We start from the raw sequence: 24,673 nt of genomic DNA, 5'->3' as shown, positions 1-24,673 counted from the left end.
TTTTTCTTCTTCTATAATTTTACATAATGAAAAAGGGAAGGGGTCAGATTATGAGTTTTGAGCATTTGGATTCTCCAAAATTAAAGCGCTTTCAAAGAAAAGTCACCCTCTTGTCAGCTGCCGGTACTTTTCTTGATGGCTTTGATTTAACGGTTATTGCTGTCGCCATGCCGTTAATTTTAAGTCAGTGGGATATTACTCCCGGGATTCAGGCTTTGATCACATCTTCGGCTGTTATTGGTTCATTGATCGGTGCGTTGTGGCTTGGTAACTTAACCGATAAATTCGGCCGAAAAGCGATGTATGTTGTTGATTTAATGGCTTTTGTTGTGTTTGCCGCCTTAACCGCATTCGCACAGGCTCCATGGGAGCTCATTTTATTCCGTTTCTTGTTAGGAATTGGAATCGGTGCAGACTATCCGATTTCTGCTACTCTTGTATCGGAATTCAGTTCAACAAAAAGCCGGGGAAAACATAGTACATCTCTGGGGGCCATGTGGTTTGTAGGCGCTGTTACGGCCTATCTCATCGGGATCTTGTTAGTGCCGGTGGGGCCGAGTGCCTGGAGATACATGCTTCTGGTAGGAGCTGTTTTTGCATTAATCGTTTTCTTTTTTAGAGTCACCCTTCCGGAATCTCCTAGATGGCTGGCTTCAAGAGGACGGGAGAAAGAAGCAGAGGAAATCATGCTGAAAATCACAGGGCAAAAAGTCATCATTCCAGCGGATTCTACTCCGAAAACAAAAGTCAGCCATTTATTTTCAAAGACTCTTTTTAAACGTACGTTCTTTGTTTGCGGATTTTGGTTCTGCTATGCTGTCGCCTATTATGGAATTTCCATGTATACACCAACGATATTAAAACCCTTTACCAATGGTTCACAAATGATGGTTTATATGGGATCTGGAACGGTTAGTTTATTAGGTTTATTGGGAGCCATTGTCGGAATGAATCTTGTAGAAAGGATTGGAAGAAGGCCTCTTATTATTACTTCGTTCATCGGTTTATCGATAGCACTGATTATTCTAGCTCTTAATCCAAGTCCTACGTTTGCATTTTTGGTCATTCTGTTCAGTTTGGCTGTGCTGTTTGCCAATATGGGTGGAGGAATCCTTAACTTTGTCTATCCGACAGAATTATTCCCAACAAGTATCCGAGCGAGTGCATCCGGTTTGGCCACGGGATTCAGCCGAATTGGTTCCATTATGGGGATATTGGTATTTCCTAATTTGATTGCGGCGTGGGGAAGCAGCAAAGCCCTCTGGTTCTTTGCCGTTATCAGTTTATTAGGCTTAACTGTATCGGCATTATTAGCCCCTGAAACCAAAGGCAAAAAATTAGAAGAACTGAATAATGATCTTACCTCTAATTTTAATTCATCAACAAACGGAGAAAATCATGGAAAAATGGCTTAATAGCTGGTCCCTGGGACTAACAGCAGATGTAAATGACTTTATCAGGATTAAAAAAGCAGGGTTCGAAGGCATTGAAATACTGGCAGAACAGAACAATGCTCATCACTATTTAAAGTTTGCCAGTGATTTAGGTTTTAAGGTTGGATTGCATTTGCCTTTCCACGATCTCAATCTGGCTACTCCTGATTCGATTGTATACGAAAGAACATTTAATGTTTTATCACAATGGCTGGCAAAGCTTGCTGAATATGGAGGGAAGCATGCGACCTTCCATGGAGGATATGCCTGGTTTTCTGAAGAACGAAATGAGTCCTTAATAAGGGTAAAAGAGCGAATTTTAAAGCTAAATGAAGTCGCTATGCAGCATGGGGTAGAATTGCTGTTGGAAAACCTCATTCCGGATAAATTAAACTATTGCCATCAGATTGCTTCTAATGTAGAAGAATGGATCGATTTAATCACTGCTGCAAATGTAAAGGCGTGCTTGGATATCGGCCATTTGGATTTGATGGGGGATGCTTTGGAAACAACGATTGATCAGCTGGCTGGATCATTAGGCGGCATCCATTTATCAGAGAATGATGGGAAATCGGATCTTCATCTGCTTCCTGGGGAGGGAAATCATTTCACGGAGGAGCTGGAGGGCTTTTTAGAGAAGCAATCCTTTGATGGACCGGTTATCTATGAAATTAATCCGTATCAATACTCGATCCAGGATATTATCAATCATGTATCGAACGTTAATTCTATCGTACGATAACAGGCATCTCTGAAACTTACAACTGAATAACAGCGGGAAGAGAATAAGAGAAACCCCTAGCTATTTTAGCCTTTGCTTATAAGGCTTCTATAGCTGGGGGTTTTATTCATTTTAGTGCAGTTTAAATGGAGGTATTCATATGGCAAAAGGTTTTATATTTGATTTGGATGGAACCGTTTATGTAGAAAACCAGATGATTGAGGGGGGGAAGGAAGCGATAGAATATTTGCGGAATGGCGGGCACAAGGTCGTCTTTTTCACGAATAAATCCATCTCGACGCGTCATGACTATGTAAAAAAGCTGAAGGGACTGGGAATCGAGGCGTCAATAGATGAAGTTATCAACTCCAATTACATTACAGCCAAGTTTTTAAAACAACATATGAATCGCAGCGATGCTGTTTATGTTATCGGGGAGGAGGCTTTATTCGAAGAGTTGATCCATGAAGGAATAAGAATTACAGAGGATCCTGACCAAGCTACCTATGTCGTTTTAGGCTGGGATCGCCAATTTAATTATCGTAAACTGAACGATGCCTATCAAGCATGGGCGAAAAACGGGGCGGTGATTCTGGCAACCAACCCGGATCGCACGTGTCCGGTTGTGGATGGTGAGATTCCTGATTGTGGGTCCATTATTGGGGCAATGGAAGGAACGATTGGCAAGGCCATTGATTATATCATGGGGAAACCTTCGAAATTCGCGGCGGATATTGTCATAAAGGATGTTTTACATTTAAAGCCTGAAGAATGCTATATCATCGGAGACCGTTTAGAGACGGATATACGAATGGGAAATGATAATGGGATCCAAACCGTGCTCGTGCTGTCTGGAATTACAACAAAAGAAATGGTAAAGGATTCTGTGCAAAAACCTTCCTATATCCTTCAAAGCATTAAAGATATCCACCAGTTGCCATTGCACCGCTCTTTGCCAATAACGAGTCATTAGGATAAGGAGGTCGATAGGATTGAAGGAATTGGCAGCAAACTTTGATGCAGAGATGCTGGTGAAACTATTCATATCTGCCATATTGGGGCTGGCTATCGGTTTAGAAAGACAATTAAAGAGGAAACCATTGGGGTTAAAAACGAGCTTGGTTATATCCATTATTAGCTGCCTGTTAACCATTGTTTCCATACAATCTTCCTATTCCTTTCCGTCATCTGCTTTCGTAAAAATACAAATGGATCCGCTTCGATTAGCCGCGCAGATTGTTTCGGGAATTGGGTTTTTAGGAGCGGGAGTGATTTTAAGAAAAGAGGATGATACCATCACGGGTTTAACGACGGCTGCCATGATATGGGGAGCAGCAGGGATTGGTATCGCAACCGGTGCGGGTTTTTTTATCGAAGCTGTTGCAGGTGTCATCCTGCTTATGATCAGTGTTGAGATTCTTCCTCTTTTTATTAATAAACTCGGTTTTTGGCGAAAGATTCAAGCAAAAGAAATCTCCCTTAAACTTAATTTGAAATACAGGGATGAAATGGGTGAGGTGATTGCTGAAGTACAAAAACAAGGACTTAGAATCGATCATGTGCATATTCAGGATCTGGAAGATCATTCACTTCTTCTGGAGTTAAAAGTAGCGGTATTAAACAAAAATACCATTTATGACATCTACAGAGGCATAACAGAGATTAACAAAGTTCATCGGACAGATATCAGCGGTTAATCAGGCACATAAAAAGGGAACAATTCTCTCTAGTTCCCCTTTTGTGTGCTTTTTAGATATCAAAATTCCATAGGGAGGAATCACCGGTAGACATGGCCAGAGCACCCGCTTCCAGTCCTTTGATGATATCTTCTTTTGAACTGATTAAGCCTCCCGCAATGATGGGCAGGTTAACCTGTCTTGTCAGATGATCGATCACGTTTGGCATAAGTCCTGGCAGCACCTCAATGGCATCCGGATGATACGTCTCGCATATGCTGATTCCCTTTGTAATGGCACTATGGTCAATAAGAAACATTCGTTGAATGACCATTAACCCTTCTTCTTTGGCAAATTTAATCAAGGTGCTTTTTGTTGTAATGATGCCTAAGGGTTTCCATTTTTGAGCAATATATTTTATGGCGCTCTTCGTATTAGAAAGGCCTTCTATAAAATCGATATGAATAAAGATACTCTTTTGAGCTTCTTTTAATCGATCAAGATATTCTGTTATATTCAACAAGTTTCCTGTCAAGAGAAATACAATATTTGCATTGCTTGTTATCGCTTTTTCGATTTCTTCTTCATTTTTAATAGCAGCAATGACTTGTGACTGAACGAGATCTACGATATTCATACGGTGCAACTCCTTAGCCAAGGTTTGAAATTTTGTTAAAATATAGGGTTTTATCAGGTATTCTATATCAGAAATCATTTCTCCTTCCGACAAAGGCAGAGTGAACTATTTTTTTCACTCAGTTACGATGATCGTATTCAATTTTAATATAACGATCCTGTTGCGTATGTTCACCAACCTGCATAACCTGATGGATAAAGTGATCAAAGAGGTGATCAGTTTGAAACGTGACGATTGTTTTAGACCATTTATCAGTCCCAATCCAATTACTTCATTTAATCCCGTTCAAATCTCCCCCAAAATTGACAAAAGATCATTCATTAGTCCTTTCTCCAGTGTAATTGGTGATGTAGTCATAAGAAAAAATGTTTATGTAGCACCTAATGTTAGTATACGTGCGGATGAAGGGACCCCATTTTATATAGGCTCTAATACAAATCTTCAGGATGGAGTCATTTTACATGGGTTATTAAATAAACTCATATCTGTAGGTGGAAAGGGGTATTCCATCTTCATAAGCAAGGAAGTCACCATTGCTCATGGAGCTCTCGTTCATGGCCCCTGTTATATTGGAAATAAGGTATTTGTTGGATTTAAATCCATTGTATATAACGCGATTGTACAAAGTGGAGTGTTCATTTCCAATAATGCAGTCGTCACCAATGGTGTTCATATTCCAAAGAACAGATTCGTCCCGCCGGGCGCTAATATTGATACCCAAGAAAAAGCTGATGCCCTTTCAAAAGTACCTGCTGACAGCAAAGAATTTGCAAGAGAGGTACAGCGAGTCAATCAGGAATTCCCGGCTTCTTATAATTTATTATTTGGGGAAAATCGCTGTTCTTGCGGTGTCGCTTATGACGGCCGCAGGAAAGAGGGAGCAGAATAATTAAAAGCAGTGCATAAGTGGTCCTTTTAAGACAAGGACCACTTATGAGTTTACTTCAATGGCACCATATGCAAAAGAGCTTCAATTGAAAAACGGCAAGCCGACGGTTTTCGTCTGCGAAAATTCAGCTGTCGTCAGCCGACCACCGATCTAGAACAAGTTTTACAAAATCTTTAATAATAGGAACAGCAAGCCCATGGGTTTGCTGTTTTTTTATTGTGTGGTGCCTGGCACCGCGTTCCGTTCAATAATAAAAGTGTAGCTCTTGAAAATTAAAATCAAAGTCCATTCCCCCCTAATTTTTATACTTTCTTTCTTCTTAAGCCGTTTTAAGCAGGTAATTAGAGGTATTTATACTCTTACAGCCTCTTTCATCTGATTTTGAAAGGGATTTTAAGTTGATTTGTCTATTTTCCCTGTTCCGTCGCAACAATTTACATACACCAATCCCCGCTAAATGAGATATTAGTTTTCTTACGAACGTTTATTCGATAAAATAGAGGATGAGGTGACGATATGGAAACGAAAAAAACGATGCAGGAACTGCTTGCATTATTAAGAACGGAGCCTTCCATTAATGAACAGATTGTTCACTGGAAAATAATAGAAGAAAAAGAAGCGGTGACAGGGCAAATACCTGAAACACTTCATCCACATATAAAACAAGCATTACAAGACAGGGGAGTAACTTCACTATATTCCCACCAGCTGACCGCCTTTCAAACCGCACTGAACCAAAAGAGTTTTGTCGCGGTCACACCGACGGCTTCAGGGAAAACCCTGTGCTATAACTTGCCGGTCCTGCAGGAAATCGCGGAGAACCCGGACAGCAGAGCCTTGTACTTATTTCCGACCAAAGCGCTCGCCCAGGACCAAAAGGCTGAGATCAACGAGTTTATTGATGCGATCGGTCTTGATATCAAGAGCTATACGTATGATGGCGATACACCGGCCAACATCCGGCAGGTGGTAAGAAAAGCCGGAAATGTCGTTATGACAAATCCGGACATGCTGCATTCAGCGATTCTGCCTCATCATACGAAGTGGGTCTCACTGTTTGAGAACCTGAAGTATATCGTCATCGACGAGCTCCATACATACAGAGGGGTGTTTGGCAGCCATGTCGCAAATGTCATCCGCCGTTTGAAGAGAATTTGCTCATTCTATGGAAGCGATCCGATCTTCATCTGTACTTCAGCTACGATTGCCAATCCGAAAGAACTGGCGGAAAATCTCACGGGAACAGGAATGGAACTCATCAACAACAACGGCGCGCCGAGCGGTAAGAAACACTTCATCTTCTATAACCCGCCGATTGTGAACAAGCCGCTGAATGTTCGGAAATCAGCCACACTGGAGGCGAGAGATCTTGCAGGCCAGTTTCTTAAAAACAAGATCCAAACGATCGTTTTTGCCAGAAGCCGCGTGAGAGTGGAAATTCTGCTGACGTATCTTCAGGAGCTGGCCAAAAAGGAATTCGGCATGAAGTCCATTCAAGGGTATCGAGGGGGCTATCTTCCGACCCAGCGGAGGGCCATCGAGAAGGGCTTGCGAAACGGGGAGATCATGGGTGTCGTCAGTACAAACGCCCTTGAGCTTGGTGTCGATATCGGACAGCTCCACGCTTGTATTTTAACAGGGTATCCCGGGTCGATCGCCAGTGCGTGGCAGCAGGCGGGAAGAGCGGGCCGCCGTCAGGATGAATCTGTCGTGATCTTGGTCGCTAGCTCCAGTCCGATGGATCAGTATATCATCCAGCAGCCGGAATACTTTTTTGACCGGTCGCCTGAATCTGCCCGTATCAACCCGGAAAATCTGATCATACTTGTGGATCATGTCAAATGTGCGGCATATGAGCTTCCCTTTAAAGAAGGGGATGCATTTTGGGGAGTAGAGATTGAAGAGATACTTGAGTTTTTAACGGAAGAACAAGTCCTTCATCATCAGGGAAAACGATACTTCTGGATGAACGATTCCTTTCCGGCCCACAACATTTCGTTACGGTCCGCCTCTCAGGAAAATGTGGTGATCGTGGATCAAAGTGATGTAGCAAACGTAAGAATCATCGGCGAGATGGACCGTTTCAGCTCAATGACTCTTTTGCATGAAGAAGCCATTTATCTTCATCAGGGTGTTCAATATCAGGTTGAAAAACTGGATTATGAAGAAAAGAAAGCATTCGTCCGGGAAGTAGATGTTGATTATTTTACAGATGCCAATCTTGCCGTTTCCTTAAAAGTACTCGAAATCGACAAGAATACGAAGCTGAAAGATCAGGAGAGGGCATTTGGGGAAGTAACCGTCAATGCGATGGCTACCATTTTTAAGAAAATAAAATTTGAAACCCATGAGAATATCGGATCAGGCCCCATCCATCTTCCGGAAGAAGAGCTTCACACATCAGCTACCTGGCTTGAATTTGACCGGGATCAGCTTCAAAGTATACGTGAAAGCTCCATCGAACAGGGGCTGATCGGAATTGCAAATGTGTTCCGGCATGTAGCTCCGCTTTTTGTTATGTGCGATCCGAGCGATCTGCATGTTGTTCCGCAGATCAAAGCGGTTCATTCCGGAAAGCCGACTATTTTCCTTTATGACCGGTATCCAGGCGGAATCGGGTTGAGTGAGAATGTATATAAGATATGGGATACGGTGATACACGAAGCTCACCAGGTTATCCAAACATGCCCTTGTGAAGCAGGATGCCCTTCTTGTACGGGAACAATGCTTGAAGGGGAAAATGCGAAAGTTCTGGCACTGAAGCTGCTGGATGCAGTCAGGAGAGATGAAAATGTCGATGCAGTCAAAACTGAATCGTTTTAAGAAGCACCTCGTCTCTGAGAAGAAGGAAGCCCGGACGGGCATCCAGACGCCGCCTTCTCAGCTAGTCATTCAGCATCATGAAGCTTGGAACAGTTTTCAAACGACGCCTTATTTTTATGAAGAAGAGTATTGCCTCGTCAGGGAAGTCAGCTACCCATTGGATCAGCGCTGGGGAAATTATTCATTCGAAGAACTGGAAGAAGTGATGGAAGACTGGAGGAAGGCTGGTGCCGTTCATCCGCTATCTTCTCATGACCTATATCCATCAGATCTTGTTTTCTTTGATACGGAAACGACTGGATTAAGCGGTGGAGCAGGAAATACCATCTTTCTCCTCGGCTACAGCCAAGTGGAAGAAGATCAGGTAAAAGTGAAACAGTTTTTCCTTCCCGGCCCTGGATCGGAAATTGCGATGTACCATCTTTTTTTAACTCAAATCAAGGAACTGAAAAACTTGGTTACGTACAATGGGAAATCCTTTGACTGGCCTCAAGTTAAAACGAGACATACACTGATTCGGGATTTTGTACCTTCTCTGCCGGCGTTCGGACATTTTGATCTTCTCCATGGATCCAGAAGGCTTTGGAAACAGAGCCTTGAATCCGTAAGGCTCTCAGTCGTTGAAAAGGAGATCCTCGGTGTGAAGCGGGAGCATGACACTCCAGGTTATCTGGCGCCCATGCTCTATTTTCAATATTTAAAAGAAAACGATCCCGAACTCGTAAAAGGGGTCATGACCCATAATGAATGGGATGTTTTATCGCTGATTTCCCTCTATATCCATATCTCCAAACTCCTGCAGGGCGGCTCTGCAGTGACGAGCATTGAACAGTATGAATCGGCAAGGTGGTACGAATCTGCCGGCCAGTTTGGCATTGCTCTGCAAAAATATACGGAGATGATGAACGGGGAAGGAAGCCAAAGTAAAATGGCCAAAAAGGCAGCAGCGGCTCTTTATAAAAAAACAAAGCAAGATCATCTGGCAGTTCCGCTCTGGCAGGAACTTTGCACCAATGGTTCGCTGGGAAATGATGAAGAACCGTATGTCGAATTGGCGAAATGGCATGAACATCAGGGAAAAGACTATGAAAAAGCGCTCTATTATGCAGAAGCTGCGTACGGGATCTGGAAGAGCAAAAAGAGGTTGTTAAAACGGACGGAAGAGAAAGAAAAAACAGCTTTGGACAACAGAATTCAGAGATTAAGAAAAAAATGTGAAAACTCCTAAAAAAATATAAATTTTGGCCGATAAATGTATTTAAATTTGGACACTTTTTGTGTAGAATAAAAAAAGAGATTTTTCATAGGAAAATACTAATTATTCCCCAGGCAAGCGCAAAATGTGCGCCGCTTTGACGATAATCGCTAAAACGTTACACGTGATGTAGAAATTTGGGGAATCGGCCATTTTCCTGTAAAAATATGCTAGTATATTAAGCGATGGAGAGATGGATCCGTGAGGCAATGGGTAGTATTTGCATTTTTTCTTGTTTTGGGACTGACGTTTTTTATTGCAAATGAATTTAGTCATGTTACGTGAGGGAACTGATCATTTTGATTGGTTCCTTTTTTCAAAGTAAATGAAGTGCTGGGAGAGAAGTTCATGGTGAAAAACTTGCTGATAACTGGATATAAATCCCATGAACTCGGGATTTTTAAAGAGAAAGATCCGGGGGTACACTATATAAAAAAAGCCATTGAGAAACAACTGACAGTGCTCTTGGAAGAAGGACTGGAATGGGTGATCATCAGCGGCCAGCCGGGTGTTGAAATATGGGCGGGGGAAGTCGCTGTTGAGCTTCGGGATCAAAGATTTCCGGACCTCAAACTTGCAGTGCTTACCCCATTCCTGGATCAGGAAGCGAATTGGAACGAAGCCCGGCAGGAGCAGTATCATGAACTGCTGGCGCAGGCGGATTTTGTAGAATCGATCTCCAATAAACCGTACTTCAGTCCGAAGCAGCTGGCCGCAAAAAATGGGTTTCTTGTGCAGAAAACCGATGGGATGCTCATTTTATATGATGAAGATACTCCGGGAACACCGCGTTTTTATCTTGAACCTGCCAGACGGAGGCAAGAAAAAGATCCGGCATACGAAGTACTATATATCACACCGTCTGACCTAGAACTGATCTATCAGGATGAACAGGACGCCAAAGGGGAATTTTGGGAATGATTTTGGATAGAAATTGACTTTTTCTATTGAATTTGAAAAAATATAGGCTAGATTTAATAAAAAGTCATCATGTATAAATAAAGAACGGTGTATTTGTTTGAATTATGCTGCGAACGCAGGAAAAAATGAAGTTAAACATTGAGGTGAGCCCGATGAATGGAGAAAAACGATTGAATCTGACTGCAAAAGAAATTCTCGAAAAAGATTTTAAACAGGGTTTTCGAGGTTATGATCAAGATGAAGTAGATAAATTTCTTGATTTGATCATTAAAGACTATGAGAACTTCCAAAAGGAATTTGACAAAGTCATTCAGGAAAACAACAGGCTTCGCAAAGAAGTGCAAAATACATCTGAACAGACAAGAAGAGTTCCAACATCATCCATGAACATTAATTCCGACATTCTTCAGCGTCTGTCAAATCTGGAAAAGCACGTATTCGGAAGCAAACTTTACGATTGATTCAGTAATTATTATCCATTTGATTTTTAAACAGCTTCCTGCTATACTAAATTTTGCTTTGACAATTTAAAACTAATAACGTTCGGGTAATCGCGGCATCTTTTTAAAGATGTTGAGGAAAGTCCATGCTCGCACGGTCTGCGATGGCCGTAGTGTTCGTGCCTGGCGAAAAGATAAGCCAGGGTATTCTGGTTTCGACTGGATTAACGGCAGGGAACTCACCTAAGTCTTCGGATATGGTGACACTACCTTTAAAGTGCCACAGTGACGTAGTCTTTCCGGAAACGGCAAGAGTGGAACGCGGTAAACCCCACGAGCGAGAAACCCAAATTATGGTAGGGGAGTTTTCTGAGCGGAATTGAACGCGAAGAAGAACAGATGACTATTCATCTGGAGATAGATGATTACCACCGGAGTACGAGGCGGAAGCCGAATGCAGTACGATGGAACAGAACATGGCTTACAGAACGTTATTGGTGACACTTGAGAATGTAAGAGGGCCCTAGTGGCCTTTTTTCTTTTTACATAAGCTATTTTGGGTATATTAAGACTGGAAAAACAACCATGAGGAGATCTCTTATGAATCTGACGTATATTGCTACCGCAGCCATGGGCCTGGAATCCATTGTTGCACAGGAAGTCCGTGACCTTGGGTTTGAGGACGTAAAAGTTGAAAACGGCAAGATTATTTTTAAAGGAGACGAGTCTGCCCTCTGCCGCTCCAATCTATGGCTGAGGACCGCAGACCGTGTTAAGCTTCTTGTCGGAGAATTTAAAGCGGAAACATTCGATGAACTGTTTGAACAGACGAAAGCGTTGCCTTGGTCTGATTTTATCCCTGAGGATGGAGAATTTCCTGTTATCGGAAAGTCCGTTAAGTCAAAATTATTCAGTGTTTCTGACTGTCAGGCCATCGTTAAAAAAGCTGTAGTCGATCAAATGAAGAATGCTTATCAAAGAGAAACATGGTTTTCGGAAGAAGGCCCTCTTTATCGAATTGAAGTCGCACTATTAAAAGACGTGGCTACTCTTACGATTGATACGAGCGGGACGGGCCTCCATAAACGGGGTTACCGTGCCCTGCACAGTGAAGCGCCGCTAAAAGAGACAATGGCTTCAGCTCTCATCAAATTAACGAACTGGACACCGGACAAGCCGTTTGTAGACCCATTCTGCGGATCAGGAACCATTCCGATCGAGGCAGCCATGATCGGGCAGAATGTGGCGCCAGGGCTGAATCGAGAATTTGCTTCTGAAAATTGGAATTGGATTGATAAAAAAGTATGGTATCGTGCGGTTGAAGAGGCGCATGATCTCGCCAAGTATGATACACCGCTTGATATTCAAGGATCGGATATCGACCATAAAATGATCGACCTCTCGATCAATAACGCTGAAGAAGCTGGGTTTGGCGATTTCATTTCGTTTAAACAGATGCAAGTCAGAGATTTTACGACAAGAAAAGAGTACGGATATGTGATCAGCAACCCGCCTTATGGGGAACGTTTGGGTGAGAAGGAAGAAGTGAAACAGCTTTATAGAGACATGGGTGAGGTCTTCCGTCCACTTGAAACTTGGTCGGTATATGTCATTACCTCCAATGAGCAGTTTGAGCAGCTCTATGGCAAAGCAGCTACGAAAAAGAGAAAATTATATAATGGGCATATTAAGACCGATTATTACCAGTACTTCGGAAAAAGACAGCCCCGCAGCTAACATAAAGGATCTCCTTCGGGAGATCTTTTTTGTTGGATAAGTAATGAGGGACACAGGAACCGGCCATACTGTGATCAGAGGTGATGGACATTGGAACAGAATGCAGAATATATCCTGCAGCTGAAGCACGCGTATGAAACGATAAAAGCATTAAAGGAACAATACGGTGATCAATATCATCAGGCTTTTATAGAAGCAGATCATGCATTAAAACAGGCGTTATCTTACGAATTTGGCATCAGAGGAGAACATGGAACCTCCTCATTTCTAGAACGTTTACATTAATTATTTCCATGACAGCCTTGAAAAGGCATAGGTGTGTTGTCTAGCTCCAGCGCCCAGGGCTGAAAACGAATTTTTCAGTTTTCAGCTTAAGTCCTCGGTGGGCGAATTGATAAATCACAATTCGTCTTAGGTCGCTTCATTCTTACCCCACAACACAAAAAACGTGTTGCAGTGTAAGATCTCCAGCGCTTGTCGGACTTAACAGGGTGCTTTTGCTTTTCTTTCTTGCAGGAGTTTTATGTTTTCTGCCGAATGGTTAGATGGTATGGTTAATTTACTTAAGTTTAGAGAGGAAGAACATAATGTCACAGACCTTGCAATCGGTAGAAAAGGAATTTCTTAATTACGTAAAAAAAATGACGCATATGAATGAAGCCATTGGTTTGATGTACTGGGATCTGCGTACAGGTGCGCCAAAAAAAGGAGTCAGCCAGCGTTCAGAAGTCATAGGTACGCTTTCTGCGGATGTATTTGCTATGTCCACATCAGATGAAATGAAAAAATACATAGAAGAACTTTCTGTAAGCTCCGTATATGATTCGCTCTCGGAAGTAACAAAAAAAACGCTGGATGAGGTCAAAAAAGATTATGACCGCAATACAAAAATTCCCGCAGATGAGTTTAAGGAATATGTGATTCTGCAGTCAAAAGCAGAAAGCATTTGGGAAGAAGCGAGGGCCAAATCTGATTTTGCTATGTTCCAGCCTTATTTGGAAAAGCTTGTGGAATTTAATAAACGCTTTATCGGATATTGGGGCTATGAAGGCAATAAGTACAATACCCTTTTGGATATGTATGAGCCTGGTGTCACTGTAGAAATTTTGGATGAGACGTTTGCTAAACTGCGCGACCGCATCGTTCCGCTCTTGCAGAAGGTGACCGAAGCTGGGAAGCCTGAGACGGCTTTCCTGTTTGAGGCGTTCCCTAAAGAGAAACAAAAGGAATTCAGTCTTCATGTCCTAAAAGAGATGGGATACGATTTTGAATCAGGACGTCTGGATGAAACGGTCCATCCGTTTGCTATTGGTTTGAATACTGGAGATGTCCGTGTAACGACCCGCTATGTGGAAAAAGATTTCCGTACAGCGATTTTTGGTACAATTCATGAAGGCGGACATGCCCTATATGAGCAAAACCTATCAGAAGCACTCGTAGGAACACCGCTCAGCACAGGTACATCCATGGGCATACATGAATCACAGTCGCTGTTCTGGGAAAACTTCGTTGGCCGCCATCAAGGGTTCTGGAATCATCATTATGCTTCGCTCAAGCAATATGCAGGAAGCCAGTTCGATAATGTAGATCTGGAGAGTTTTTATAAAGCGATAAATGTAGTTGAACCTTCACTGATCCGTATCGAAGCAGATGAGATGACTTATCCTCTTCATGTCATTGTTCGGTATGAAATTGAAAAAGGTTTATTCAACGATGAAATTGAAGTGAAAGATCTTCCTCGTATCTGGAATGAAAAAATGCAGGGATATCTCGGAGTGAAGCCCGAGAATGACAGTGAGGGTGTCCTTCAGGATGTTCACTGGTCAGGAGGCAGCTTTGGCTATTTCCCTTCATACGCATTGGGCTATATCTATGCAGCACAATTAAAAGAAGCCCTAATCCGTGATCTCCCTGACTTTGATCAGCTTGTTGAAAAAGGGGATCTTAAACCAGTTCAGGAGTGGCTGAGCAAAAATATCCACCAATACGGGAAGATGAAAAAACCGATGGAGATCCTTCAAGATGTGACAGGTGAGGGCTTAAATCCTGACTATTTGATCCGATATTTTGAAGAGAAGTATTCCTCACTCTATCAGCTGAATTAGTCATTAAACGTGCCAGCCCCATAACGGCTGGCATTTTCATGTGTTTGAAAATCAGATTTTAGGTTCATATATAGAGTATTAGACGAAATCTTAAGGGGGAAACGGTATGCATTTTAAAAATCCGGCTGATGATGAAATCAGGGATATTCTCATATCAAAACAGAGGATCGCTGTTGTTGGTCTATCAGACAATCCCATGAAAACTTCTTACATGGTATCTTCGGTCATGCAGGATGCCGGCTATGAAATCATTCCGGTAAATCCGGCAGTTGATGAGGTACTTGGGGTAAAAGCGGTAAAAAACATTGCAGGAGATTGAAGGTCATGTTGATATCGTGAATGTTTTCCGCAGAAGTGAATACCTGCTTGAGGTAGCGAAGGATGCCGTTGACATCGGGGCAGATGTTTTTTGGGCACAGCTAGGACTAGCGAACGATGAAGCATATGACTATTTGAAGGAACATCAAACGGTTTCCATCATGGATAAATGCATCAAAATCGAGTACGCCAGATTAGCCAGATAAGCTTGAACCACCCGATGTGATGGGGTGGTTTTTTGTGTAAACTCAAAAGGTTTTTGCACGATTGAAGCAGAAAAGTTAAAATAGAAAGCGGTCTATCATTTTTTAAGATGCAGGAAAGTATAAAATTAACTGGCAGAGAAGGAATGTCTAGCTTCAGTTTAGGTCCTCGGCAGACGATATATAAACACATTTCGTCCCAGGTCGCTTCACTCTTCCCCCACAACACAAAAACGTGTTGCTTGGTAAGAGTTCCAGCGCCTAATCGGACCTAAGCAGGGCGCTTACGCTTTTCTTATCTGGAATAGAAACAAATGTTCTGATATGATTAGTTATACTGCAAGTTTTTTGAAGGGAGAAAGTGTTTTGGCTAGTAAACCACATTTAGAATATAACGATGATGCCATACAGGTATTAGAAGGCCTTGAAGCGGTCAGAAAACGTCCTGGTATGTATATCGGCAGCACCGATAGCCGAGGATTGCATCATCTTGTTTATGAAATCGTAGATAATGCCGTCGATGAAGCACTCGCGGGGCACGGCAATAATATATATGTCACGATACATAAAGACAACAGTGTAAGCGTCAGAGACGAAGGACGGGGTATGCCGACTGGTATGCATAGAATGGGCAAGCCGACACCGGAAGTAATCCTGACCGTTCTGCATGCAGGGGGGAAATTTGGCCAGGGCGGGTACAAAACGTCCGGCGGTCTCCATGGTGTAGGCGCCTCAGTCGTTAACGCTTTGTCTGAATGGCTCGAAGTGACGATTCACCGGAATGGTACGATCTTTCAGCAACGATTTGAATTCGGCGGCAAGCCGGTTACAACGCTCGAGGAAATCGGTAAGACAAGAAAGACGGGGACGATCATTCATTTTAAACCGGATGCCTCGATCTTCAGCACAACCAATTATAACTATGAAACGCTGAGTGAGCGGTTAAGAGAAGCAGCATTCTTATTGAAAGGCGTAAAGATTGAACTGACGGACAAACGGAGCGGACAGAGTGATACTTATCAGTATGAGTCAGGCATTGAAGCCTTCGTCACGTACTTGAACGAGGATAAAGATGTGCTGCACCCTGTTGTTAGTTTCGAAGGGTCACAAAATGACATCGAAGTCGACTTTGCGTTTCAGTTTAATGACGGGTATGCAGAAAACGTCCTTTCGTTCGTTAACAACGTTCGCACGAAGGACGGAGGAACGCACGAATCAGGTGCTAGAACCGCTATCACAAGGATCATGAATGATTACGCCCGAAAGGTATCTCTTTTAAAAGAACGCGATAAGAACCTGGACGGATCCGACATTCGTGAAGGCTTGACCGCTATTATCTCGGTGCGCATTCCAGAAGAAAAGCTTCAATTTGAAGGCCAAACGAAGAGCAAGCTTGGCAGCAGTGATGCCAGATCAAGCGTCGACAGCGTCGTTTCAGGCAATCTTTCGTACTTCCTTGAGGAAAACCCTCAGATCAGTGAAATGCTGATCAGGAAAGCCGTTAAAGCCGCCCAGGCACGGGAAGCAGCACGCAAGGCGAGAGAAGATGCGCGTAACGGCAAGAAGAACAAACGGAAAGACACGATGCTAAGCGGAAAACTGACTCCGGCAACCTCAAAGAACCCTGCCAAGAACGAACTGTATCTCGTAGAGGGTGATTCTGCCGGAGGTTCAGCCAAGCAGGGGCGTGACCGGCGTTTTCAAGCGATTCTGCCTCTAAGGGGTAAGGTCATCAATACAGAAAAAGCAAAGCTTGCGGATATCTTTAAGAATGAAGAAATCAATACGATCATCCATGCACTTGGAGCAGGAGTAGGTTCTGATTTTACAGTGAAAGACCTTAATTATGAAAAAGTTATCATCATGACCGATGCGGATACGGATGGCGCGCATATCCAAGTCCTGCTGCTGACTTTCTTTTACCGTTATATGAAACCGCTGATCGAGAACGGAAAAGTATACATCGCTCTGCCGCCGCTATACAAGGTGAGCAAAGGAAGCGGAAAAAAAGAAATCATCGAATATGCATGGGATGATGATGAGTTAAAAACGGCGATAAAAAAGGTCGGAAAAGGCTATATCATTCAACGCTATAAAGGACTTGGTGAGATGAACGCTGATCAGCTCTGGGAAACAACGATGGATCCTGAAACGAGAACATTGATCCGTGTGAAGATCGACGATGCTGCCAGAGCGGAAAAAAGGGTTTCCGTACTGATGGGAGACAAGGTAGAGCCGCGAAGAAAATGGATTGAAGAACATGTTCAGTTCGGGTTAAACGAGGATACCAACATTCTGGATAATGAAAACATATCAGATCAGCAGTATCCTGAGGAGGTTTAGATTTTGTCATTAGTAGAACGATTTATGGATTTACCGCTCGAAGAGGTCATCGGAGACCGTTTTGGGAGGTACAGTAAATACATTATTCAGGACCGTGCATTGCCTGATGCCAGGGATGGCCTGAAACCAGTACAGCGACGTATTCTGTACGCGATGTTTCAGGAAGGCAACACCGCCGATAAACCGTACCGAAAATCAGCAAAAACCGTCGGTAACGTAATAGGGAACTATCATCCCCATGGAGATTCTTCCGTTTATGAGGCGATGGTACGGATGAGCCAGGACTGGAAAGTTAGAAACGTGCTGATCCAAATGCATGGCAACAACGGAAGTGTCGACGGAGACCCGGCAGCGGCCATGCGTTATACCGAAGCAAGACTCGCTTCAATCTCTTCGGAACTGTTAAGGGATATTGAAAAAAACACGGTGGAATTCGCACCAAACTTTGATGATACGATTGATGAGCCTGTCGTACTTCCTGCAAGATATCCGAACTTGCTTGTCAACGGATCAACCGGTATATCTGCTGGATATGCTACAGATATTCCGCCACATCATCTTGGAGAAGTTATTGACGCTGTAACGATGCAGATCGCTAATCCCGACGTGACTCTCGATGAGCTGATGACGGTGATCAAAGGGCCAGATTTTCCTACAGGAGGAATCGCACAAGGAAAAGAAGGCATAAGAAAAGCGTTTGAAACAGGTAAAGGCCGTGTGATCGTACGGGCGAAGACTCGGATTGAAGATCTAAAGGTCGGAAGACAGCAGATCGTTATTACCGAGATTCCTTTTGAGGTAAACAAAGCCAACCTGGTAAAACGGATTGACGAGCTACGGCTGGACAAGAAGGTAGAGGGAATCTCCGAAGTAAGGGATGAAACCGACCGTACTGGAATGCGTATCGTTATTGAACTGAAAAAAGACGGTAATGCTGAAGGCGTACTAGCTTTTCTGTTTAAGAATACGGACCTCCAGATCTCGTTCAACTACAACATGGTCGCCATCCATAATAAGACGCCGAAGTTGATGGGGCTCAAACAAATCATTTCAGCTTATATCGAGCACCAGAAAGAAGTTGTTACTAAGCGTTCCCAGTATGATCTTAACAAAGCGAAAGAACGCCAGCATGTCGTTGAAGGCTTGATTAAAGCGATCTCAATTCTTGATGAAGTCATCGCGATCATCCGCGGTTCAAAAGATAAGCGGAATGCGAAAGACAATCTTATTCAAAAATATTCTTTCACAGAGGCTCAGGCTGAAGCGATCGTTACGTTACAGCTTTACAGGCTGACGAATACGGACGTAACAACCCTTGAAAATGAAGCTTCAGAACTTGAAAAGAAAATTGCTTACTTAACAGGCATTTTAAACAGTGAAGCTAAATTGTTCAATGTAATCAAAAAAGAATTGGCTGAAATCAAAAAGAAATATAGTGATGAACGCCGAACGAAGATTGAAGATGAAATTGAAGAAATCAAAATCAATATGGAAGTCATGATTCCTTCAGAAGAAGTGATGGTCACCGTAACGAAAGACGGCTACTCCAAGCGTTCGTCCCTTCGTTCTTATTCCGCTTCAAACGGTGAAGCGCCTGGGATGAAGGAGACTGACCGGCTTCTGATTGCTTCTCAGCTGAACACAACCGATACCATATTGATTTTCACAAGCAAAGGAAATTACATTTTTATGCCGGTCTATGAGCTTCCGGAAGCACGATGGAAGGATACAGGCCAGCATTTGGCCAACATGGTTGGATTCGACCGTGATGAACAGCTGATTAAAGTCATACCTGTCAAGGAATTTCAGGAGAATCAATTCCTGGTCTTCTTCACGAAACAAGGGATGGCAAAGAAAACAGAGTTAATGCAGTATAAGGCACAGCGGTATAACAAAATGTTGATGGCTCTCAAGCTTAAAGGCGACGATGAATTGATCGATGTACACCTGACGAACGGCAGTGAGGATGTCTTTATTGCAACACATTATGGATACGGTCTCTGGTTTGGTGAGGAAGAGATCAATGTGGTCGGACAGCGGGCTGCTGGAGTCAAAGGAATAAACCTTAAAGATGGCGATATTGTTGTGAGCGGAAAAGCGCTGCCTGAAAAAGAAGCCAGCCAGCTTGTCTTAATTACACATCGCGGATCTGTTAAAAAAATGAAGATTACGGAATTTGATAAATCATCAAGAGCAAAACGCGGGCTTGTCATGCTGCGGGAGCTGAAAAGCAATCCACACCGTGTCATCGGTCTGGAGCTGGCAAATGCAAATGCCAGTTATGAAGTAAAAACAAAAAACAACAGTATCGTACTGGTTGAACCGGCAAAACTTAAAAATGCAGATCGGTATAATAACGGTTCATATGTCGTGGATATCAGTGATTCAGGTGAAGTGACAGAAGTATGGGAACATGTCCATACGGAAGAAAACAAAGAGTAGCAATTGCTGCTCTTTGTTATTTCTCTCTACTAGTTAACCTGCATAGGATTATGTAAACTAACAACAAGAAAAAGGTGAACGATGAAAGGGAACACACATTTAATGGGAGGTTTGGCAGCGGCTGCACTTGTAAACGAATGGATAGATGGACCAGCTTCCTTAGACCATCAGCTTGTCTTTTATGGAGCAGGGCTTCTCGGCAGTCTGCTTCCAGATCTATGCCATCCTAATTCATGGGCTGGGCGAAAAACAAAGCTATTTTCAAAGTTTGTCAGCAAAACGTTTGGCCATCGAACGATTACACATAGCTGGCTGTTCATTGCAGCAGTCGTCCTGCTTGCTGGTGCCCTCCATTCAACCTACAGTCTGAATCTGAAATATGGGTTACTCGCTGGTGTGATCAGCCATCTCATTCTGGATGCCTGCACATCGAGAGGCATTCAATTTTTGTATCCGATTCCTTTACGGTTTCGGTCTCCGATCTATACCAAGACGGGCTCCAATACGGAAGCAGCTGTTTCAGGAATCTTAATGATCGCTGCTCTTATTCTTCTAGCAAAACAGCATATATTAAACATATAACAAAAAAGCAGCGTTCCGTATATTCAGGAACGTTGCTTTTTTAATGGCTGGATGATCTGCGGTATTGATATTGCTGCCATTGAAAACGGATAAAGCACCCGATGCAAAATCCGAGGATCGCGATGAAAGCGGCAGAGAAAACCATAATCGTAAATACATAGGCAGCGATCGTGAAATGAAGGATATAAGAAAGATAAGCGAAGATAAGGCATGCCACTGCAATCTTTTGGTTAAACTGATGCTGATTCCATTCTTCCGGAACGTAGGAAGAAGGTGGTTTTTGAAGAAACAGCTTTCCAAACTGCATGACCGGATTAAACCGGAACAAAAGTCCAGAGACACCTGCAGCGAGCGGGAGAAGAAGGATCCATTCAAAGCCTGTCAACCAAACTGCCGCAACAGAGAGAACGATAAACCACTGATTAAGCCGTACTAAGGGACGTGGAACAGAGACTGGAGGCTGACGCATTTTAATATCCGACCTTTCTGATTGGAATATACACATTATAGCCGAAGCCATTGTGGGTGTTAAGCAAAATATGTTGAAAGTAAGAATATACGAATAACTTTTCCTCCGAACGTCTATTATGGTTATAAAGGAGGTCGCCATGAAAAGATTAATAGATTTTGTTTGGGAGGGGCTAACGCTTCAGCATATGCCCTTAAGCCGGTTCATGATCCTTTATATTGTCCATTATGTTTTGCTCTTTCTTTTTTCAGTGACCTTATTTATTTTCTCATTTGGTGCACTGCTTTTATATAAATCGCTTCACACCATTCCTCCCTTTGGAGTTTGGGCAGGTATCATGGTGTCGGCTACTGCGGTTTTCTGCATTTTTATCATAGGCATCGCTACAGTAAAAAGAATGAAAAAACAAGTTATCACGTGAAAATTTTGTCCTTTTATGGTAATATTTAACTGGTTATTAATGAAGTAAAAACCGTCAGCTACATGTTTGAAGTTTCAAATGAGGTGCGCTTATAAGAGAGGGGGGAATCTGTTGTTAGGGGCAAGAATATACATAAAGCCGTTCGCGTTGGGAGATGCGGAGGCGCTGCTTGAATTGCAAAAGAAAAATCGTTGTTTTTTTGAACGATTTTCCATGGGACGTCCCGACGATTTTTACAGTATAGAAGGCCAGCGGAAAAGGATAAAAGAATATGAACAATCTCAAAAAAATGATTCGGATTATCAGTTTGGTATATTTACAAAGAAGAAGCATGCGCTAATTGGCACGATCAATCTTTTTCAAGTGCTGCGCGGCTCCCTTCAGAGTGCGTTCATCGGATATTTCCTGGATCAGGAGCATAATGGTAAAGGGTACACGACAGAAGCCGCCAAATTGATCGTTCAGTATGCATTTGAAGAATTGAAACTCCACCGCATTGAAGCGGGAGTTATGCCTCATAACATAGGATCGATAAGCGTTTTGGAGAAGGCAGGTTTTCATAAAGAAGGCCTGGCCATTAAGAATGTAAAAATCAATGGTAAATGGGAGGATCACCAAGTCCTGGCCATCATTAATCCTCATGATGAATAGTGGAAGACTTTCCATAATGGAAGGTCTTTTTTTAACATAAAGCTCTGTTACTCAATGTTGTCGTTTTTTAGTGGGGTGTGAATGAACCGCCGCCGGCTCTCATCATCGCTGGCTATCACACGCCTTACCATCAGTATGCGATGCCCACTTGGAAAGAAAATCAACAATATGCTTTAACAAAGCCTAACATAAAAAGAGAAGGCGGGGGCAAGGATAGTAACGGAGAGCAATTTTTGAGGAAGGAATGGATCAACATGAAAAAAAGAGAATATCAAGTCGGTGATCAAGTCTTCGTCATCTACAGAAACCCACATACGCCAAATGTAGCAAACATCACACAGGCTGAAATTGTAGAGCATCCTGAACATGAGAATGAAGTGGCATTGTTTTTGCACGAGTCCTATCATCTGCTGGCCGATGATGATGCTGTTTATAACACTTTCGAAGAAGCTGAGCAGCACTATAAAGAAATCTTTGATTATGATCAGTTTTAGTAAAAGGAGAATGTACTTTTGATAAAACCTTTTGTACCGCAGCTGGTTTACATAGAACCAAGAGCGTTGGAGTACCCTCTTGGAGTTCAGCTTAAAAAAAAATTTGAAGATATGGGACTAGAGATCCGGGAAACAACTTCACATAATCAGGTACGGAATATCCCGGGAGATAACGACCTGCAAAAATACAGAAACGCCAAATCAACTCTTGTTGTGGGCGTGCGGAAGACTTTAAATTTTGATTCGTCCAAACCGTCAGCTGAGTATGCCATTCCCTTTGCCACCGGGTGCATGGGTCATTGCCACTACTGTTATTTACAGACAACGATGGGAAGTAAACCGTATATCCGCACCTATGTGAACGTGGAAGAAATATTGGATCAGGCTCAAAAGTATATGGAAGAAAGAGCTCCCCAGATCACACGGTTTGAGGCTTCCTGTACGTCCGATATTGTGGGGATCGATCATCTGACTCATACATTGAAGCACGCGATTGAATATTTTGGCCAGTCTGATCTGGGCCGTTTGCGGTTTGTTACGAAATTTCATCATGTAGATCATCTGTTGGATGCAAAGCATAACGGACGCACACGGTTCCGTTTCAGTGTGAATGCCGATTATGTCATCAAATATTTTGAACCGGGAACATCCCCTCTCGACATGCGGATCGAGGCTGCAAAAAAGGTCGCTGAAGCAGGATATCCTCTTGGTTTTATCGTCGCTCCCATCTATATTCATGAAGGCTGGCAGGAAGGCTATCGCCAGCTGTTTGAAAAGCTGGATGCAGCACTGCCGCAAAGTGCCAGGGATGACATTACATTTGAGATGATTCAGCATCGCTTTACAAAGCCTGCCAAACGCGTCATCGAGAAAAACTATCCTAAAACAAAGCTTGAGATGAACGAAGAAGAGAGGCGCTACAAATGGGGCCGTTACGGAATCGGAAAATATATCTACAGCAAAGAAGAAGAGCTCGAACTGCGGGAAAGATTGGAGTCAGACATCGACAAATACTTTCCTAATGCGAAAATTGAATACTTTACGTAACTAAAACCAGGCCTGGTTTCAAAATGGGCCTGGTTTTCTTTTCATTTATAAAGGTGCAATAATTCCCTCAGCCGGATCCTCATGAGCTCCAGCAATTCTTGAGGCTGTTTAACCCTCGCTTTTTTACCCATTCCAATAAAAAATTCCGCAAAATAGTCAAGGTCGGTTATCGGAATTGAGCACTCCAGCCATCCTGTGCCATCGTTTCGTGTCCTTAGCTCGGGAGCTGCCCAAATTTCTGATTCACACTGCTGGACACCTTCCTTGTTCAGTTCAACAATAAGCCTGACCAGTTTTTCTCCGGCTGGTTGTAGGATCTTCTGTTTCCCAGGTGAAGCGAGGAAAAGTCCATCGGTTCAGTTTTTTTCGATGGATCGCCAACATTATGAATGCGGTCGATGCGGAAGAGCCGAAAATCGTTGCGGAGGAAACAATAAGCAGGACAGTACCATAACCCATTGCTCGCATAAATTCCGATCGGCTGGATCTCCCTTTTTGTGGTTTCACCTCTTGATGCATACTACCAAAATTACCTTTTGCTGGATGGATGCTGCCAGAAGAGCAGACAAATAGGGAGATTTTGAGCTCCGATGCGGGGTGATGATGTCTACACGATTCTTCATCTCATCAATCCTGTCCCTGACTTCACCGGACATATAAAAATAAAACTTGTTTAGCGCTGAAGAGTATTCCGTTTCAAACGGCAATGATGAAAAATGGCGCAGCGCGTGGCCCGCAAAAGAAATGGAGACTGCCTCTTCTTCCGTAAACGCGATAGGAGGCAGTATCCGTTCATTCAGCACCTGATAGCCTCCATGAGGGCCTACTTCTGAATACAGAGGGACACCCAGCTCGCTTAGCTCTTGCAAATCGCGGAGGATCGTGCGCTGTGAGACGCCGAATTCCTGAACCAGTTCTTTTACAGTAAACTTTCTTCTTCGGTTTACGGTCATCATTAATTCCAGGATACGCTTCGATTTTGACATCTTAATTTTCCCCATTTTTTTATTTGTGACATTCCCTGTCACTGTTATAAGCTACAATGAAACCACAACAAGTACATTAG

At 43.0% G+C, this 24,673-nt stretch carries 21 protein-coding genes, 1 other RNA gene and 2 pseudogenes; 21 read left to right on the top strand and 3 right to left on the bottom strand.

The genetic code is table 11. The features are described 5' to 3' along the window. Nucleotides 1-50 precede the first annotated feature (50 nt). The 4 genes from LCY76_RS12680 to LCY76_RS12665 all read left to right on the top strand — a co-directional run bounded on the left by LCY76_RS12680 (nucleotide 51) and on the right by LCY76_RS12665 (nucleotide 3,851). Complete coding sequence (locus LCY76_RS12680) at nucleotides 51-1,415, top strand: MFS transporter (RefSeq protein WP_248252946.1); 1,365 nt, start codon at nucleotides 51-53, stop codon at nucleotides 1,413-1,415. After that, a complete protein-coding gene (locus tag LCY76_RS12675) occupies nucleotides 1,399-2,175 on the top strand; it encodes a sugar phosphate isomerase/epimerase family protein (RefSeq protein ID WP_248252945.1) in 777 nt (258 codons plus the stop codon). The genes LCY76_RS12680 and LCY76_RS12675 overlap by 17 nt, the downstream gene beginning before the upstream one ends. Before the next feature lie 139 nt (nucleotides 2,176-2,314). Then, nucleotides 2,315-3,127: an HAD-IIA family hydrolase gene (locus LCY76_RS12670; protein WP_248252944.1), complete on the top strand. Its 813-nt coding sequence runs from the start codon at nucleotides 2,315-2,317 to the stop codon at nucleotides 3,125-3,127. A gap of 52 nt (nucleotides 3,128-3,179) precedes the next feature. After that, complete coding sequence (locus LCY76_RS12665) at nucleotides 3,180-3,851, top strand: MgtC/SapB family protein (protein WP_248254667.1); 672 nt, start codon at nucleotides 3,180-3,182, stop codon at nucleotides 3,849-3,851. A 52-nt stretch (nucleotides 3,852-3,903) separates the two neighbouring features. Here the strand turns inward: LCY76_RS12665 and LCY76_RS12660 are convergent, their stop codons facing one another. Continuing rightward, entirely contained in the window at nucleotides 3,904-4,467 is a 564-nt protein-coding gene (locus LCY76_RS12660; protein WP_248252943.1) for a glycerol-3-phosphate responsive antiterminator, read from the bottom strand. 220 nt (nucleotides 4,468-4,687) lie between these two features. Here LCY76_RS12660 and LCY76_RS12655 point away from each other — a divergent pair, with 220 nt between their 5' ends. The 13 genes and pseudogenes from LCY76_RS12655 to LCY76_RS12595 all read left to right on the top strand — a co-directional run bounded on the left by LCY76_RS12655 (nucleotide 4,688) and on the right by LCY76_RS12595 (nucleotide 20,525). After that, nucleotides 4,688-5,356 (top strand): LbetaH domain-containing protein, encoded by a 669-nt coding sequence (locus LCY76_RS12655; RefSeq protein ID WP_248252942.1) that lies wholly within the window; start codon nucleotides 4,688-4,690, stop codon nucleotides 5,354-5,356. A 516-nt stretch (nucleotides 5,357-5,872) separates the two neighbouring features. Continuing rightward, on the top strand, nucleotides 5,873-8,179 hold the full coding sequence (locus tag LCY76_RS12650; protein WP_248252941.1) for a DEAD/DEAH box helicase: 2,307 nt from the start codon (nucleotides 5,873-5,875) through the stop codon (nucleotides 8,177-8,179). Next, complete coding sequence (locus LCY76_RS12645) at nucleotides 8,148-9,407, top strand: ribonuclease H-like domain-containing protein (protein WP_248252940.1); 1,260 nt, start codon at nucleotides 8,148-8,150, stop codon at nucleotides 9,405-9,407. Before LCY76_RS12650 ends, LCY76_RS12645 begins: the two co-directional genes overlap by 32 nt. A 375-nt stretch (nucleotides 9,408-9,782) precedes the next feature. Beyond that, nucleotides 9,783-10,355 carry an SLOG family protein gene (locus LCY76_RS12640; RefSeq protein ID WP_272885609.1) on the top strand — a complete coding sequence of 191 codons (573 nt, stop codon included), beginning with the start codon at nucleotides 9,783-9,785 and terminating at the stop codon, nucleotides 10,353-10,355. Between the two features lie 152 nt (nucleotides 10,356-10,507). After that, a complete protein-coding gene (gene gpsB, locus LCY76_RS12635) occupies nucleotides 10,508-10,816 on the top strand; it encodes a cell division regulator GpsB (protein ID WP_053358547.1) in 309 nt (102 codons plus the stop codon). A gap of 78 nt (nucleotides 10,817-10,894) precedes the next feature. After that, nucleotides 10,895-11,284, top strand: an RNA gene (rnpB, locus tag LCY76_RS12630) — RNase P RNA component class B. Nucleotides 11,285-11,395: 111 nt separating this feature from the next. Then, on the top strand, nucleotides 11,396-12,532 hold the full coding sequence (locus tag LCY76_RS12625; protein WP_419714945.1) for a THUMP domain-containing class I SAM-dependent RNA methyltransferase: 1,137 nt from the start codon (nucleotides 11,396-11,398) through the stop codon (nucleotides 12,530-12,532). A 90-nt stretch (nucleotides 12,533-12,622) separates the two neighbouring features. Then, nucleotides 12,623-12,817, top strand: a complete 195-nt coding sequence (locus LCY76_RS12620; protein WP_248252938.1) for a hypothetical protein — start codon at nucleotides 12,623-12,625, stop codon at nucleotides 12,815-12,817. A gap of 302 nt (nucleotides 12,818-13,119) precedes the next feature. Continuing rightward, entirely contained in the window at nucleotides 13,120-14,637 is a 1,518-nt protein-coding gene (locus tag LCY76_RS12615) for a carboxypeptidase M32 (RefSeq protein ID WP_248252937.1), read from the top strand. A gap of 106 nt (nucleotides 14,638-14,743) precedes the next feature. Then, nucleotides 14,744-15,161, top strand: a pseudogene (locus LCY76_RS12610) (CoA-binding protein). Between the two features lie 363 nt (nucleotides 15,162-15,524). After that, complete coding sequence (parE, locus tag LCY76_RS12605; protein WP_272885608.1) at nucleotides 15,525-17,501, top strand: DNA topoisomerase IV subunit B; 1,977 nt, start codon at nucleotides 15,525-15,527, stop codon at nucleotides 17,499-17,501. 3 nt (nucleotides 17,502-17,504) lie between these two features. Next, nucleotides 17,505-19,943 carry a DNA topoisomerase IV subunit A gene (gene parC / locus LCY76_RS12600; RefSeq protein ID WP_248252935.1) on the top strand — a complete coding sequence of 813 codons (2,439 nt, stop codon included), beginning with the start codon at nucleotides 17,505-17,507 and terminating at the stop codon, nucleotides 19,941-19,943. An 81-nt stretch (nucleotides 19,944-20,024) separates the two neighbouring features. Next, complete coding sequence (locus tag LCY76_RS12595; protein ID WP_248252934.1) at nucleotides 20,025-20,525, top strand: metal-dependent hydrolase; 501 nt, start codon at nucleotides 20,025-20,027, stop codon at nucleotides 20,523-20,525. 40 nt (nucleotides 20,526-20,565) lie between these two features. Here LCY76_RS12595 and LCY76_RS12590 read toward each other — a convergent pair whose 3' ends face one another. Continuing rightward, nucleotides 20,566-20,994, bottom strand: a complete 429-nt coding sequence (locus LCY76_RS12590; RefSeq protein WP_248252933.1) for a DUF4395 domain-containing protein — start codon at nucleotides 20,992-20,994, stop codon at nucleotides 20,566-20,568. A gap of 139 nt (nucleotides 20,995-21,133) precedes the next feature. Here LCY76_RS12590 and LCY76_RS12585 point away from each other — a divergent pair, with 139 nt between their 5' ends. From LCY76_RS12585 to splB, 4 genes are all read left to right on the top strand, one after another. Beyond that, on the top strand, nucleotides 21,134-21,415 hold the full coding sequence (locus LCY76_RS12585; RefSeq protein ID WP_248252932.1) for a hypothetical protein: 282 nt from the start codon (nucleotides 21,134-21,136) through the stop codon (nucleotides 21,413-21,415). Between the two features lie 108 nt (nucleotides 21,416-21,523). Beyond that, the gene (locus LCY76_RS12580) at nucleotides 21,524-22,066 is read left to right on the top strand and encodes a GNAT family N-acetyltransferase (RefSeq protein WP_248254666.1); all 543 of its coding nucleotides are present in this window, start codon (nucleotides 21,524-21,526) and stop codon (nucleotides 22,064-22,066) included. Nucleotides 22,067-22,320: 254 nt separating this feature from the next. Then, a complete protein-coding gene (locus LCY76_RS12575) occupies nucleotides 22,321-22,560 on the top strand; it encodes a transcriptional regulator SplA domain-containing protein (RefSeq protein WP_248254665.1) in 240 nt (79 codons plus the stop codon). A gap of 18 nt (nucleotides 22,561-22,578) precedes the next feature. Then, nucleotides 22,579-23,607 (top strand): spore photoproduct lyase, encoded by a 1,029-nt coding sequence (splB, locus tag LCY76_RS12570; RefSeq protein ID WP_248252931.1) that lies wholly within the window; start codon nucleotides 22,579-22,581, stop codon nucleotides 23,605-23,607. Between the two features lie 41 nt (nucleotides 23,608-23,648). On the opposite strand, the pseudogene LCY76_RS12565 reads toward splB, so the two are convergent. Next, a pseudogene (locus LCY76_RS12565) lies at nucleotides 23,649-24,593 on the bottom strand (helix-turn-helix transcriptional regulator). Nucleotides 24,594-24,673: the final 80 nt, after the last annotated feature.

Origin of the sequence: Fictibacillus marinisediminis, from assembly GCF_023149135.1 — a bacterium.
In the GTDB taxonomy this organism is placed as follows: domain Bacteria; phylum Bacillota; class Bacilli; order Bacillales; family Fictibacillaceae; genus Fictibacillus_C; species Fictibacillus_C marinisediminis.
This window is presented reverse-complemented; position numbering and strand designations above follow the sequence as displayed.

Coding starts and splice junctions, on each gene's coding strand:
- LCY76_RS12680 (WP_248252946.1), top strand. CDS start 51: ATGAGTTTTGAGCATTTGGATTCTCCAAAATTAAAGCGCTTTCAAAGA.
- LCY76_RS12675 (WP_248252945.1), top strand. CDS start 1,399: ATGGAAAAATGGCTTAATAGCTGGTCCCTGGGACTAACAGCAGATGTA.
- LCY76_RS12670 (WP_248252944.1), top strand. CDS start 2,315: ATGGCAAAAGGTTTTATATTTGATTTGGATGGAACCGTTTATGTAGAA.
- LCY76_RS12665 (WP_248254667.1), top strand. CDS start 3,180: ATGCTGGTGAAACTATTCATATCTGCCATATTGGGGCTGGCTATCGGT.
- LCY76_RS12660 (WP_248252943.1), bottom strand. CDS start 4,467: ATGAATATCGTAGATCTCGTTCAGTCACAAGTCATTGCTGCTATTAAA.
- LCY76_RS12650 (WP_248252941.1), top strand. CDS start 5,873: ATGGAAACGAAAAAAACGATGCAGGAACTGCTTGCATTATTAAGAACG.
- LCY76_RS12645 (WP_248252940.1), top strand. CDS start 8,148: ATGTCGATGCAGTCAAAACTGAATCGTTTTAAGAAGCACCTCGTCTCT.
- LCY76_RS12640 (WP_272885609.1), top strand. CDS start 9,783: ATGGTGAAAAACTTGCTGATAACTGGATATAAATCCCATGAACTCGGG.
- gpsB (WP_053358547.1), top strand. CDS start 10,508: ATGAATGGAGAAAAACGATTGAATCTGACTGCAAAAGAAATTCTCGAA.
- LCY76_RS12625 (WP_419714945.1), top strand. CDS start 11,396: ATGAATCTGACGTATATTGCTACCGCAGCCATGGGCCTGGAATCCATT.
- LCY76_RS12615 (WP_248252937.1), top strand. CDS start 13,120: ATGTCACAGACCTTGCAATCGGTAGAAAAGGAATTTCTTAATTACGTA.
- LCY76_RS12595 (WP_248252934.1), top strand. CDS start 20,025: ATGAAAGGGAACACACATTTAATGGGAGGTTTGGCAGCGGCTGCACTT.
- LCY76_RS12590 (WP_248252933.1), bottom strand. CDS start 20,994: ATGCGTCAGCCTCCAGTCTCTGTTCCACGTCCCTTAGTACGGCTTAAT.
- LCY76_RS12585 (WP_248252932.1), top strand. CDS start 21,134: ATGAAAAGATTAATAGATTTTGTTTGGGAGGGGCTAACGCTTCAGCAT.
- LCY76_RS12575 (WP_248254665.1), top strand. CDS start 22,321: ATGAAAAAAAGAGAATATCAAGTCGGTGATCAAGTCTTCGTCATCTAC.